Genomic DNA, 13,522 nt, shown 5'->3' with positions numbered 1-13,522 from the left:
AGACACCTTGAAATCACTCATAGCTAAAGTTTAGAAAATATGTTTCTTGCGACATGTTTTTCATTCATCGGTTGTTATTTTTTTGGAAACAGGTTGCCGTTTGAATGTCATCGAACTCGGTCATTTTTGTGACACTGTCACGTAGCCATGTCAGCTGCCGTCAGGAGTGGTGCCGGGCATAGGTCTCTACAGCTACCTCTATACCGATGAACTGACCGCCAGGCAATGAGTAGCGGTTGTGCAGGATTTTTGAGATTCTGCACAGCCAGCCCGGTAGCCTCGCGCGCATGGCTTTCACCTCTCAAGACCTCGCCGCCATCGACGCGGCCATTGCCTCCGGCGAGCTGAGCGTGCGCGCCGCCGACGGCAAGCAGATCACGCTGCGCACGATGGACGAGCTGCTCAAGGCGCGCGATGCGATCCGCGCCGAGATGGCTTCCGCCACTGCTGCAAGGCCGCGCAGCTACCCGCGCCACCAGCTGGCCGACTTCTCGGACTGACGGCCATGGCAGCCCCAAAGCTGACGCTGGTGGACCGCATGGTGGCCTGGATAAACCCGGTGGCGGGTATCCAGCGCGCCCACGCGCGCACCGTGCTGTCCTACTACGAGGCCGCCAAGCCCGACCGCACCCGCAAGGGCCGGCGCGCTGTCGGCACCGCCAACCACGAGGTGCTGCAGGCCGGCGCCACGCTGCGCCAGACCGCGCGCCACCTGGAGCAGAACTACGACCTGGCGCTGGGTGTGCTCAACACGCTGGTGTCCAACGTGGTCGGGCCCACGGGCATCGGCATCGAGCCGCAGCCGCGTCGGGCCGACGGCAGCATTGATGACGACCTGGCGCGCCAGATCCTGGGGCTGTGGAAGGACTGGTGCACCAACCCCGAGGTCACGCGGCAGCACGACTGGGCCAGCGCGCAGCGCCTGCTGTGCCGCAGCTTCTTCCGCGATGGCGAGGTGTTCGCCCAGGTGCTGTCCGGCCAGACACCGGGACTGAACCATGGCACCCGCGTGCCGTTGTCGATCGAGATGATCGAGGCCGATCTGGTGCCGATGGACTACAACGGCAGCGCGCCGGCCACGGTGGTGCAGGGCATCGAGGTCAATGCCTGGGGCGCGCCCACGGGCTACCACGTGCTCAAGGTCAGCCCGCTCGACAGCGGCACGACGTCGATGGTGGTCGGCGGCCAGACCAAGCGCATCGGCGCGGCCAACATGCTGCACCTGAAGAACGTGCACCGGATTCGCCAGTTGCGCGGCGTCAGCGTGTTTGCCAGCGTGCTCAACCGCTTTGACGACCTCAAGGACTACGAGGAGAGCGAGCGCATCGCGGCCAAGATCGCGGCCAGCATGGCGGCCTTCATCCGCAAGGGCACGCCGGACCTGTACCAGCCCGACGATGCCCAGGAGCAGCGCTACCTCAAGTTCCGCCCCGGCATGATCTTCGACGATCTGCGCCCGGGCGAGGAGATCGGCACCATCGACACCAACCGGCCCAACCCGAACCTCGAAACCTACCGCAGTGGCCAGCTCAAGGCGATTGCGGCTGGGGCCGGGCCGACCTTCAGCAGCATCGCCCGCACCTACGACGGCACCTACTCCGCGCAGCGCCAAGAGCTGGTCGAGGGCTACGCCATCTACGCGACGCTGGCCAACGAGTTCATCGGCCGCATCGTGCGCCCGATCTACGAGCAGTTCGTTGCGGTGGCGGCGATCAGCGGCCTGCTCAAGGTGCCGGCCGGCATCAAGCCGGAATCGCTGAACGACGCCACCTACATGCCGCCCGCAATGCCCTGGATCGACCCCAAGAAGGAGGCCGAGGCTTGGGGCCTGCTGGAGGACCGCTGCTACGTCAGCGGCCCCGAGGTGATCCGGCGCCGGGGCGGCAACCCGATCGACACGCTCGAGCAGCAGAGCCGCTGGATGCGCGAGAAGCAGGCGCAGGGCCTGCCGGCCAATGCCGGCCAGCAAGCGGGCGGGGCGCAGCCAGTACCGCCGGACCCCGCCGACCCGGACCAGCAGGACTGAAGCCAGCCCGCCGCGCGCGGGCTTTTTTGCGCCCGCGCAGGTTGTGCAGGATTTTTGAGATTCTGCACAAGCGTCTAGGCAAAGTCCTGCGCATGACCAGTCAGAACAAGTGGTACGAAATCAAGGCCATGGCCCAGCAGGGCGATGGCGCGCCCGTTGTCGCCGAGATCTACGTCTACGGCAACATCGGCGACCGCTGGAACGAGGACGGCGTGATCGCCAGCGAGATGGTGCGCGACATCGCCGCCCTCGAGGCCGACGAGATCACGCTGCGCATCAACAGCTACGGCGGCTCGGTCACTGACGGCCTGGCGATCTACAACGCGCTCAAGCGTCATCCGGCGCCCGTGCATGTGCAGGTGGATGGCGTGGCCATCAGCTGCGCGAGCTATCTGGCCATGGCCGGCGACACGGTCACCATGGCCCGCAATGCCCAGATGATGATCCACGCGCCCTGGTCGTTCGCTGGCGGCAATTCCGCCGATCTGCGCGAGATGGCCGACATCCTGGACCGCTATGCCAAGTCCATGGCCAGCGCCTACGCCGACAAGAGCGGCAAGACCTACGAGCAGGCCCTGGCCATCCTGACTGACGGCAAGGACCACTGGTTTTCGGCAGACGAGGCTGTTGCCGAAGGCTTTGCCGACGCCATCGGCGCCGAAGTGGACGCCGCCGCTGCGCTGGCGGTCAACAGCTTCGACCTGTCCCGCTTCCGCCCGAGCGCCTCCGCTGCGCCGGCTGCCGTGCCGGCCGCCACCCCAGTTTCCCAACCGCCGGCCGCTGTCGGCAACATCCAGGAGCATTCGATGCCCGATCCCGTGAACGCGGCGGCTCAACCTGCCGCCCCCGCTGCCCCCTTTGCTCGTACCAAGGAGATGAACCTCCAGGTGCTGGCGTCCTTCAAGCCCTTCGAGGCCAAGCCCGGCGTGCAGGCGCTCAAGGACGAAGTCCTGGCCGACCCGTCGCTGACGTTGGAGCAGATCCAGTCCCGCCTGCTGGTGGAGATCGGCAAGGACAACGCGCCCGCCAACCCGCAGGGCGCGCACCCCAATGTCCAGACCGTGGCCGACGAGGCCGACAAGCAGCGCGCCGCGATTTCGGCCGCTCTGCTGGCTCGCGCCGGCGTGGAGCAGGACGCCAAAGCGCGCGCCGCGCTGTCGGCCAACCCCTTCCGCGGCCACAAGCTGCTGGATGTGGCGCGTGCCTCGCTGGCTCGCGCCGGCCGTAGCACTGACGGCATGGACCAGATGCAGATCGTCGCGGCGGCCTTTACCCAGGGCACCAGCGATTTCCCGATCCTGCTGGAAACCACCATGCACAAGGCGCTGCAGGCCGCCTACGCCACTGCCGCCTTGACCTGGCAGCGCTTCTGTGCCACCGGCACCGTGAGCGACTTCCGTGCCCACAACCGCTACCGCCTGGGCAGCTTCGGCAACCTGGATGCCGTCAACGAGCTGGGCGAGTACATCAACAAGTCGATCCCGGACGGCGAGAAGGCATCGATCCAGGCGGCGACCAAGGGCAACATCATCAACATCAGCCGCCAGGCCATCATCAACGACGACCTGGGCGCCTTCGTCGGCCTGTCCGCCATGCTGGGCCGCGCCGCCGCGCGCACGGTCGAGTCTGACGTCTACGCGCTGCTGGCCCTCAATAACGGCCTGGGCCCGACCATGGCCGATGGCTACGCGCTGTTCAGCGCCAACCACGGCAACATCAGCACGGCGGCTGCGCTGTCCATGGCCGCCATCGATGCCGATCGCGTGACCATGGCGCTGCAGAAGGACGTCAGCGGCAACGACTACCTGGACCTGCGCCCGGCCGTGCTGCTGGTGCCGCTCGGCCTGGGCGGCACCGCACGCACCATCAACGGTGCGCTGTACGACCCCGACACCGCCAACAAGCTGCAGCGCCCGAACATGGTCAACGGCCTGTTCCGCGACATCGTGGACACCCCGCGACTGAGCGGCACGCGCCGCTACGTGTTTGCCGATGCCATGGAGGCCCCGGTGCTGGAAGTCGCCTTCCTGGACGGTGCGCAGACCCCCTACCTGGAGCTGCAGAACGGCTTCGATGTCGATGGCGGTCGCTACAAGGTGCGCCTCGACTACGGCGTTGCCGCCGTCGATTACCGCGGTGCCGTGACCAACGCTGGCGCCTGATGAACTTGGGGCCGGCGCTGCCGGCCTCGCCTGACACAAGGAATCCACCATGGCACGCAATTTCAAGCAAGAGGGCGACACCCTCACCCTGACCCCCGCTGCGGCTGTTGCGGCTGGCGAGGGCTATCTGTTCGGCGCTGCACTGTTCGGCGTGGCACTGGCCCCGGTGGCGGCCAATGCCCCCGGCCAGTTCGCTACCGAGGGCGTCTGGGAGCTGGCCAAGACATCGGCGCTGGCCATCTCGGTCGGCGACCGCCTGTTCTGGGACGCTGCCAACAAGTGCGTCAACAAGACCGCGACCGGCCAGGTCTGTGTCGGCGTCGCTGTGTCGGCGGTGGCCAACCCGAGCGCGACCGTGCAGGTTCTGCTCGAGTCCACCACGCCCGCCGGCACCTGATAGGGCACTGACGCCGTGAGCCAGTCCACCCCGTTCGCCTGCCTCGAGCAGCGCATGAATGCTGCCGTCATACAGAGGCTGTCCAACGCCGTCGCTACCTTTGCCAGCGGCGAGCAGGTGAGCGGCATCTTTGACGACGCGCACGCTCGCGGCGACGTCGGCATGCTCGCCATGGCCGACTCGCGCCCGACCTTCACGCTGCTGACCGCTGACATCCCGCTGGCGGTGCGCAACTGGTTCGTGCTCTACGTGAATCCCGGCCTGTCCACCGAAGAGTCGGATGCGGTGGACCTGCGCCTGGTGCTGCGTGGCGCGACCTATCGGGTGACCGAGCACGAGCCCGACGGCACGGGCATGAGCACCCTGGTGCTCAAGCGGGAGCTACGCGCATGACAACCGCCTTCAAGTCGGTGCTCAACACCATCGTCGCGGCGCTGTCCGCCTACCCGGCGCCTGCCGAGGTGCTGGACAACCCACGGCACCTGGTGCCCGAGTCCCGGCAGCGGCAGATCGCCGTCCACCTGGGCCAGTCGAAAGCCAATACCAGCACGCTGGGCGTGACGCGCTGGACCACGCCGATCGTGGTCGAGTGCTACGCGCGCGGCGATGTCGATGCGCTGCTCGAGGCGGTCTGGCTGCGCCTGTTCGGTCCTGATGCCCGGGTCACGGGTGCCGGCATCGAGGGCCTGGAGCAGGACGGCATCGACTGGGACTACGCCGAAGGCCGCACCGAGATGGAGTGCGCGGCGCTGCAGTTCCTGGTCCGTCATCGCACCCCGAACCATTCCCTGACCCCCTGGGCCTGACCATGAAATCACCATCCACCCACACCCTCGCCACGGATCTGGATGCGACGCCGCAGAGCGGCGGCAGCTACATCCGTCAGCCCGACGGCTCGCTCGAGCGCGTCTCGACGGCCGCTCTGCCTGCCGCAGACCAGGCCCAGGCGCCTGAGCCGGCGGCCGCGTCCACCGCCAACACCAAGGAGTAACCATGCCCCGCATGACCCAGATGTCGGCCGTCCTAGCCAAGCTCGAGACGACCTACGCCACCGATTCCGTGCCCGCTGGTGGCGCCAACGCCATCGTCTGCAGCGAGCCCAGCTTCGAGCTGCTCTTCGATAGCAAGGAGCGCAACGTGTCGCGCCCGCATTTCGGTGCGCAGCAGGCGATGCACAACAGCCGATTTGCCCGGCTGTCGTTCGACGTCGAGGTTGCTCCCTCCGGGGTCGCCGGCACCGCGCCGGCCTTTGGCCCGCTGCTGCGCGCCTGTGCCCTCAGCGAGACCATCACGGCGACCACCCGCGTCGAGTACGCGCCGATCACGCTGAGCCAGGAGTCGGCCACGATCTACTACTACCTCGACGGCGTGCTGCACAAGCTGCTCGGTGCGATGGGCACGGTCGAGCCACAGAACAACGAGGGCGAGATCCCGCTGCTGAAGTTCCAGTTCACTGGCATCGATGGCGGCATCGTCGAGGGCGCGCTCCCGAACCAGACCCTGACCGCCTGGAAGACCCCGCAGTTGATCAGCGGTGCGGTCCTGAAGTTCGGCGGCACCTACAGCGCGGGTGCGCTGACTGGCGGCACCGCATTCCCGTCGCGCGGCCTCGGGCTCAACCTGGGCAACGACATCAAGACCCGCCGCATGCTCAGTGGCGGCAGCGGCTACTCGAGCACCGGCCAGGCCGTCAACGTCATGGGCCGAAAGGCCAGTGGCTCGGTGCAGCTCGAGCTGACGGCGGCGCAGGAGGTGGCGCTGATCGCCGACATCAACAGCGGCGTGCTGACCTCGATGTCGTTCGAGTACGGCAGCGTCGCTGGCAGCAAGACCTTGATCTTCTGCCCATCGGTGCAGCGGCTGTCGCCCAAGCGGGCTGACTACGAGGGCGTCGCGCAACTGGGCCTCGACCTCGCGCTGCTGCCGGTCAACGGCAATGACGAGCTGCGGCTGGTGTTCAGCTGATTCGGTTTCGGGCGCGGCAGCGGGTCGATCGCCTCGATCCGTGCGGTTTGCCTGAGCCGCGGCTGCGCCCACCTTCTCATCAGGCGTTTTTCACATCATCAGGTATTCCCATGAGCATCAGTCTCTCCGTTTCGAACAAGGTCAAGTTCAAGGTTTCCGGCGTCACCAAAGACGCTTCCGGTGTTGACCAGGCGTTCTCTTTCCATCTCATCTGCAAGCGCCTGGACAAGGAGCGGACCAGCGAGCTGATCCAGGAGCACAAGAACGACGCTGAATTCATGGCCGCTGTGATCGAGGACTGGGACGACGTGCGCGACGCCAGCGGCGCGCCGTTGCCGTACTCGGCTGACAGCTGGCGCGAGCTCGATCGGCTGCACGGTCTCGCTGGCCTGGCTGCTCAGACCTACATCGTTGAGAAGCAGGCCAAGGCAAAAAACTGAGCCAGCTCGCGCGCCTGTGGGCGCGCGGGCAGCTGGACGCACGCAGCCCCTCCGAAGTCTCTAATGACCAATCTCAACGTGACTGCACCTTGTCAGCGCTCGGCATCGTACTGCAGGAAGAAGCCGCAGCTGGCCAGGCGCCCGAGCCGCGCGAGTTCTGGCTTTGGCCTGACAACGTGCAGGCTTGGCATTGTTGGATTGGCGTGCAGACGCAGTGGCGCGTCGGTATGTCCGGCGCAACCGGGCTCGATTACACAGGCGTGCGCGCCTATCTCGATGAGCTCGGACTTGAGCCGTCGGTCCGGCTCGATGTCTGGGACGGCATCCAGGCCTGTGAGCGTGTCGTGCTTTCAGTCTGGGCTGATCGGAAATCAGCGAGGTAAGACCGCATGAGCACAGAAATCGGAATCCAGCTGACGCTGCAGGGCGCGGAGCAGGTGCAGCAGGGGTTGCGGCAGGCCGGCGAGGCGCTGGGGCACATGGCGACCCCCGCCGAGCAGGCACAGAGTGCGCTCAGTCGCCTGCAGGCCCAGACCGAGCAGACGGCGCGCCGCATGTTGCAGGAAATGCAGCAGACCAGCCGTGCGATGGAGGTGTCAAGCGCTTCGTCTGCGCAATCCACGCGCGAGCTCGACCGCATGGGCATGAGCTCGGAACAGCTCGGACGCCGGATGCAGCTGATGTCGCAGCAGCTGTCCTCTGCGGCTCAGTATGTCAATCAGAGCCTTTCCGGCACTGCGCGACAGATGCACCAGGTAGAGACCTCGGCAGCCCAGACGGCAGCAGCCATGAGGATGTTGCCGGCGCAATTCACGGACATCTTCACCAGCCTTGCCGGTGGCCAGGATCCGCTATTGGTGCTGACGCAGCAAGGCGGTCAGCTGAAGGACCAGTTTGGCGGCGTGGGTGCCGCGGCACGCGCGATGGGTGGCTATGTCGCCGGCCTGGTGACGCCGCTCAATTTGGCTGCTGCAGCCGGCATCGCAATGGTGATCGCCTACGAGAAGGGCCGCTCCGAGCTCGGTCAGTTGGAGCGCGCGGTGGCGATGACCGGCAACACGCTGGGCGTGACGACGGGCCAGCTCAACGAGATGGCGAAGTCGCTGTCGCAGCAGGGCTTTACGCAGAGTGGCGCGGTCTCTGCGTTGACGGAGCTTGCCAAGGCAGGTGGCGCCGTCAGCAGCCAGATGGAGCAGCTGACCCGGACTGCGCTCGATGCCGAAAAGTACCTCGGGCAGTCGGCCGCGGTGACGGCGCAGCAATTCAAGGAGCTGGCTAACGACCCGACCCATGCGGTACTGAAGCTCAACGAGTCGTTGCGCTTCCTTACCGCGACGCAGTACGAAGAAATCAAATCGCTCGAAGAGGCTGGCCGCAAGACTGAGGCGGCCAAGCTGGCAATGCAGACCTACAACGATGCACTTAAGCCGGTGATCGATAGCGCCCGATCGAACCTCGGTGCGCTGGAAAAGTCGTGGAACTGGGTCGGCAAGCAAGCCAAGGGTGCCTGGGATGCCATGCTCAACATCGGTCGCAAGGAAACCGGCGAAGAACGCCTGACCACCGCTCGCGAGAAGCTGCAGCAGATGGAGTCCAGGAGCTTCAAATGGGGCTTCAACGTTTCGCTGTCTGAGCGCCGCGCGCTCATCGAGTCGCAGCGGCAGCAGGTGACTTACCTGGAGCGCGTCATCGCAGCTGAGAGCCAGGGTGCTGAGGCTGCCAAGCGCCATGCCGATCAGCAGGCCGCGCGCATCAAGTGGAATGAGGCTGGCAGCCAGTTCTTGAGCAAGCAGGCCAGGCTAGAGGAGGAAGTCAACAAGATCCGCGAGATGGGCGCTGTGGCTGGCATCTCGCAAGCCGAGATCGAGCAGCGCGTCGCCGCCGCGCGCGCCAAGTCAGCCGATGGGTCGGCCAGACAGGCACAAGCCGAGCAGAACCGCGTCGCGGCGATCCGAGCCAAGACCGATGCCGAGCGGGAGGAGATCAATGCTCTGACCGCATACGGCCTCAAGGCTTCCGAGCTCACCGAGGGCGAAAAGATGGTGCTGAAGCTCGATCAGCAGATCCTCGTCACGAAGGACCAGCGTGCACGCGCCGCGCTGCAAGGCGAGCGCGTCGCCGCGCAGGAACTGGCGACCAGGCAGCGCGAGCGCCAAGCGCTCGAACGGCTGCTGAAGGCGCAGGCCGATTTTGAGCAGGCCCGCGACCGAGACTACCTGAAGACGGTCGAGTCAGTCACTGAACTGCAACGCAAAGCTGATGCGATGGAGCTCGAGGCGCGCATGTACGGCGAGTCTCAGTCGGCCATCGAGGATATGGCGATCGCACGCCTGCTGGAGCGGCGCGAGGTGATCGCGATGTTCGATCCCCAGTCGCAACTGCTCGACCTGCTTGATCAGGAAGTCGCCGCGCGTCGCCGGATTGCGGCGGCGAAGGACTTGGTTGACGGCAAGCAGGAGGCAGCGAAAGCAGCCAAGGATGCGACGCGCGAATGGAGGCGTGCCGCCGAGGATATCGAGAAATCGCTGACCGATGCGCTGTTGCGCGGCTTCGAATCGGGCAAGGACTTCGGTCAGAACCTGATCGACACGCTCAAGAACATGTTCAGCACGCTCGTGTTGCGGCCAGTGATCCAGGCGGTCATCAACCCGGTGGCCGCTACGCTGACCGGGGCGCTGGGCCTACCTGCTGCGGCTAGCGCTGGTCAGTCGGGGCAGGGCGCTAATCCGATGTCCCTGGCCAGCTCAGCCAGCAGCGCCTACAACCTGCTGACCACTGGGGTCCGAGACTCCATCTCGAAGGGCTTCACGAAGCTGGCCTCGAGCGATTTGGGGCAGCAGCTCGGCCTGTACGATGCCGATGCCGGCGTGCGCTCGCTGACCGGGACCGGGCAGGCCGTCAATTCTGCGTTGCAGAGCGCCGGCGGCTCGATGATGGCCTATGGCTTGAGCAAGAGCCTGTCGGGCGGCTACCAGGTCGGCAACGGCAAGATCATGGACGCGGCCACGCTGGTCGCGGGCTGGTTTGATCCGACGGGTGGCCTGATCGCCGGGGCCGTCAGCGGCGCGATCAACCGGGCATTCGGCCGCAAGCTGGCCGACAGCGGCCTGCAAGGCACTTTTGGTGGCAACGAGGGTTTCAGCGGCAACAGCTACCAGTTCTACAAGGGCGGCTGGTTCCGTTCCGACAAGACCAAGACCAGCGCTCTCGACCCGGAAGTCGAGGCTGGCTTGGCCAACCAGTTCCGCGCACTGCAGACGTCGACCGGCCTGATGGCCTCTACCCTGGGCCTCGGCACCGAGGCCATCAGCAGCTTCACGTCCAGCATCCAGCTCAGCTTCCAGGGCCTGAATGAAGAGCAGATCCAGACCCGGCTGGCCGAGGAGTTTGCCAAGGTGGGCGAGAGTCTGGCCTCCACGGCCCTGGGCACGGAGCGCTACACGCGCGCTGGCGAGACCGCGGTGCAGACGATGGAGCGCCTGTCCAGCAGTCTGAGCACGGTCAACGGCACATTCGACGTGCTGGGCCGCACGCTGTACGCGGCCAGCCTGTCCGGCGCCGACATGGCCAGCCAGCTGGTCGACCAGATGGGTGGCCTGGCCCAGTACCAGAGCACCACGACCGCCTACTACCAGGCCTACTACACCGAGGCCGAGCGCAACGCGACGGCGACGCGCCAGCTTACCGCCTCCCTGGCTGCCCTGGGTCTGAGCTTGCCCACCACCCGCGCTGCCTACCGCGCCCTGGTCGAGGCCCAGGACCTGACCACCGATGCCGGCCGTCGCACCTATGCGGCCCTGCTGGGCCTGTCGGCGCAGTTTGACAGCCTCACGCCCAAGCTCGACACGCTGGCTGGGAAGTTCGGCAGCCTGGTCGCCGGTTTGTCGGACGAAGCCACTCGGCTGATCGACAGCCAGATCCAGCTCAGCCAGGGCGCGGCCCGCACGGCGCGCGAGGCCTCCGACGCCTACCGCGCGGCGATGACGGATCTGCGCTCGGCCGCCGAGTCCATCCTGCTGCAGCGCGCCGGCGGCCTGCAGTCGGCGCGGGCCGCCTACCAGGCACAGCTGACGCGCGCCCAGGGCGGCGATGTCAAGGCGATGCAGGCCCTGCCCAGCCTGGCCGATGCGCTGATCGCAGAGACCAAGAACAGCTCGCGCACCGCCGTCGAATTCGCGGTCGCGAGCGCACAGGTCGCCAACCAGCTTGATGGCGTCGCCGCGGTGGCGGATGTGCTGGGCGTCGGCGCCGACTACCAGGCCAAGCTCTATGACGTCAACACCTCGCTGCTCGAGGTCACGCGCGAGCAGTTGGCCAGCGGCAACCTGACGGTCGATCTGCTCCAGCAGATCCAGACGGCACTCGGCCGAGTCGACGGCTCGATCCAGGCCAGCGCGCAGCTGACGGTCGGCACCATGCAGACCGGCAACGGCGGCATCGTCGGCGCGCTGGTGGACAACGCCGGCGCGGTCGTTTCCAGCCTGGATTCGACGACGGTGCTTCAGTTGGCTGGCATGCAGGGCCAGACCGCGGCGGCCGACAGGCAGGCCGTCAGCCTGGGCGGGCTGTCGAAGGATCAGATCACCAAGCTGCAGGCGCTCGGCGAAACCCAGTCGAAGGCGCTCGGGCTGACCGACCTCGTGGCCGCTGCCACGGACGGCAGCGAAACCCTGCTCGGCGCGGTGCTCAATCGGCTGTCGAAGCAGGACAGCGGCACCACTGACATCGTCAGCGCACTCAATCGTGGCAACGTCGATCTGCTCGGAAAGCTGGCCGGCATCGAGGCGGCCATCCGGCAGCAATCCTCGGACCAGGCGGCCGAGTTGCAGCGGCAGCAGTCGCTGGCCAATGCGCAGGCGTCCCTCGAGCAGTACGCGGGTATTCAGCGGGCGACCGTCGACTCGGTGAAGCAGGGCATCGAGGCGCTGTGGTCGTTGGCAAGCGCCAATGGCGTGGATTTGCTCAATGACAAGGGCGCCAAGGCCTATATCTACGTCAGCGAGGATGGACTGCTGGGCTCCAACTACCAGCAGACATCGGCGACCAGCGGCGACGGCTACGCCAATTACATGCGGGAGTTCTACCAATCAGGCGGTGTTTACGACCAGGTCTACGGAAAAATTGGCCAATTGCAGTCGATCGCGGAGGATGTGAAGGCTGCGCGCGACTTGGTCGTTTCGCTGGGTGGCGTGCCGGCCTACAGCGTCGGCGGCTACACCGGGCCTGGCGCCATCGATGAGCCGGCGGGCATCGTGCACAAGGGCGAGGTGGTCTGGTCCCAGGATGACGTGGCGCGTGCCGGTGGCGTGCAGGCGGTCGAGTCGCTGCGCCTTGGTGGGCTGCCCGGGTTTGCTGACGGCGGTGCCGTTGGGTTGCCCGTGTTTCCGATCGCTGCCGCCCAGTCCGACGATGGCGAGGTGCGCGCACTGCTGCGTGAGCTCGTGCAGCAGAACCGTGATCTGGTACAGCAGAACCGCGAGTTGACGCGCCAGATGGCCGATCTGTCCAGCCATGTCGACCGGATGCGCTCCGAGAACAACATCGGCAACGCCCAGATCGTCGGCGAGACCAAGAGCCAGTCGCGCATCCTGAACAAATGGGAGCAGGTCGGCATGCCGGCTGCAGCGGCCTGAGGATCGATCATGCTGAAAGTGCTCGACCCGATCCGCATCAAGGACAGCATGCTGCTGCACAGCAGCATCCCGGAGGACGACTGCCCCGAGTGGGTGTCTGGTGCCACCTATGCCGCGCAGGCGTCAGCCGCCGGCCAGCTGAGTGACTATGTCAATCTGGCGGGAGCAAACCCGTTCAATGGACTGACCGAGTGGTATTCGTCGAACGGCGTGCCCGTCGTGGTCAACGCTGCCGGCAATGGCGGCCACGGCGAGCTCCGGACAACGGCCCGGGATACGCTGGCTGGCACCAACGGCTGGAGCCCCGGATCAGGATCGTTCGTCGTCTATCCGGGTGAGCTGCTGCACATCGCCTGCGACGTCGATTCATCCGGCAGCACGCTGGCCGGCGCCGTGGGCGTGATGGTCTGGGACGAGAACGATCGGTGCCTGGGTTGGCTGGGAGCCGGTTACTCGCCGGGTCTGGCGTACCACCGCATTGCTGGATCGGTGACGATGCCTGGTAGCGCAACGCGCGCCGCCATCTGGCTGCAGATTGACGGTCCGCACGGCGTCCAGCACCCGGCGGTCGGATTCTCGCGGCTCTATATCGGCCGGACGCCGGAGACGGTTTTCGGGCCGTTCGTGATGCGCTCGTCCCGGCACGAGGTCTATCAGCGGGTCGATGACGGCATCAGCCTGCTGCCCCCCGAAAGCGACCCCGATCACTGGATACGCGTGGGGCTGACGAATCGCTGGGCGATGTTCGACTCCAATGTCAACACGCGCAGCGTCGGCGGCGAAGATGGCCTGCAGGTCAAGCTCAGACCCGGCATGTGCAATGGCGTCGCGCTGTTGAACCTGGTCGACGTCCGGGAGATGACCATCGTCTGCCGCCACCCGAGTGATTTCAAGGTGCC

11 protein-coding genes and 1 pseudogene are annotated in these 13,522 nt (G+C 66.2%); all 12 read left to right on the top strand.

The genetic code is table 11. The features are described 5' to 3' along the window. Positions 1-287 precede the first annotated feature (287 nt). Positions 288-500 carry a phage head-tail joining protein gene (locus tag C6P64_RS12615; protein ID WP_105748920.1) on the top strand — a complete coding sequence of 71 codons (213 nt, stop codon included), beginning with the start codon at positions 288-290 and terminating at the stop codon, positions 498-500. 5 nt (positions 501-505) lie between these two features. Next, positions 506-2,026, top strand: a complete 1,521-nt coding sequence (locus C6P64_RS12610; protein ID WP_105748919.1) for a phage portal protein — start codon at positions 506-508, stop codon at positions 2,024-2,026. Between the two features lie 92 nt (positions 2,027-2,118). Continuing rightward, a complete protein-coding gene (locus tag C6P64_RS12605) occupies positions 2,119-4,188 on the top strand; it encodes a ClpP-like prohead protease/major capsid protein fusion protein (protein ID WP_105748918.1) in 2,070 nt (689 codons plus the stop codon). 49 nt (positions 4,189-4,237) lie between these two features. Next, positions 4,238-4,585: a DUF2190 family protein gene (locus C6P64_RS12600; protein WP_105748917.1), complete on the top strand. Its 348-nt coding sequence runs from the start codon at positions 4,238-4,240 to the stop codon at positions 4,583-4,585. Between the two features lie 15 nt (positions 4,586-4,600). Continuing rightward, a complete protein-coding gene (locus tag C6P64_RS12595; protein WP_146115920.1) occupies positions 4,601-4,978 on the top strand; it encodes a head-tail joining protein in 378 nt (125 codons plus the stop codon). Further along, on the top strand, positions 4,975-5,391 hold the full coding sequence (locus C6P64_RS12590; RefSeq protein ID WP_105748915.1) for a hypothetical protein: 417 nt from the start codon (positions 4,975-4,977) through the stop codon (positions 5,389-5,391). The genes C6P64_RS12595 and C6P64_RS12590 overlap by 4 nt, the downstream gene beginning before the upstream one ends. A gap of 2 nt (positions 5,392-5,393) precedes the next feature. Continuing rightward, positions 5,394-5,576, top strand: coding sequence for a hypothetical protein (locus C6P64_RS12585; protein WP_105748914.1), 183 nt, complete (start codon positions 5,394-5,396; stop codon positions 5,574-5,576). A gap of 2 nt (positions 5,577-5,578) precedes the next feature. After that, positions 5,579-6,550 carry a phage tail tube protein gene (locus C6P64_RS12580; RefSeq protein ID WP_105748913.1) on the top strand — a complete coding sequence of 324 codons (972 nt, stop codon included), beginning with the start codon at positions 5,579-5,581 and terminating at the stop codon, positions 6,548-6,550. 110 nt (positions 6,551-6,660) lie between these two features. Next, positions 6,661-6,990 carry a hypothetical protein gene (locus tag C6P64_RS12575; protein ID WP_105748912.1) on the top strand — a complete coding sequence of 110 codons (330 nt, stop codon included), beginning with the start codon at positions 6,661-6,663 and terminating at the stop codon, positions 6,988-6,990. 89 nt (positions 6,991-7,079) lie between these two features. Further along, positions 7,080-7,373, top strand: a complete 294-nt coding sequence (locus tag C6P64_RS12570; RefSeq protein WP_170073099.1) for a DUF1799 domain-containing protein — start codon at positions 7,080-7,082, stop codon at positions 7,371-7,373. 6 nt (positions 7,374-7,379) lie between these two features. Beyond that, positions 7,380-12,623, top strand: coding sequence for a phage tail length tape measure family protein (locus tag C6P64_RS12565; RefSeq protein ID WP_105748910.1), 5,244 nt, complete (start codon positions 7,380-7,382; stop codon positions 12,621-12,623). 9 nt (positions 12,624-12,632) lie between these two features. Then, positions 12,633-13,522, top strand: a pseudogene (locus tag C6P64_RS12560) (hypothetical protein); the annotation flags it as partial.

Source organism: Malikia granosa (genome assembly GCF_002980595.1).
Taxonomy (GTDB): domain Bacteria; phylum Pseudomonadota; class Gammaproteobacteria; order Burkholderiales; family Burkholderiaceae_C; genus Malikia; species Malikia granosa.
Note: the sequence above shows the minus strand (reverse complement) of the source record. Positions and strands in the feature narration are given on the sequence as shown.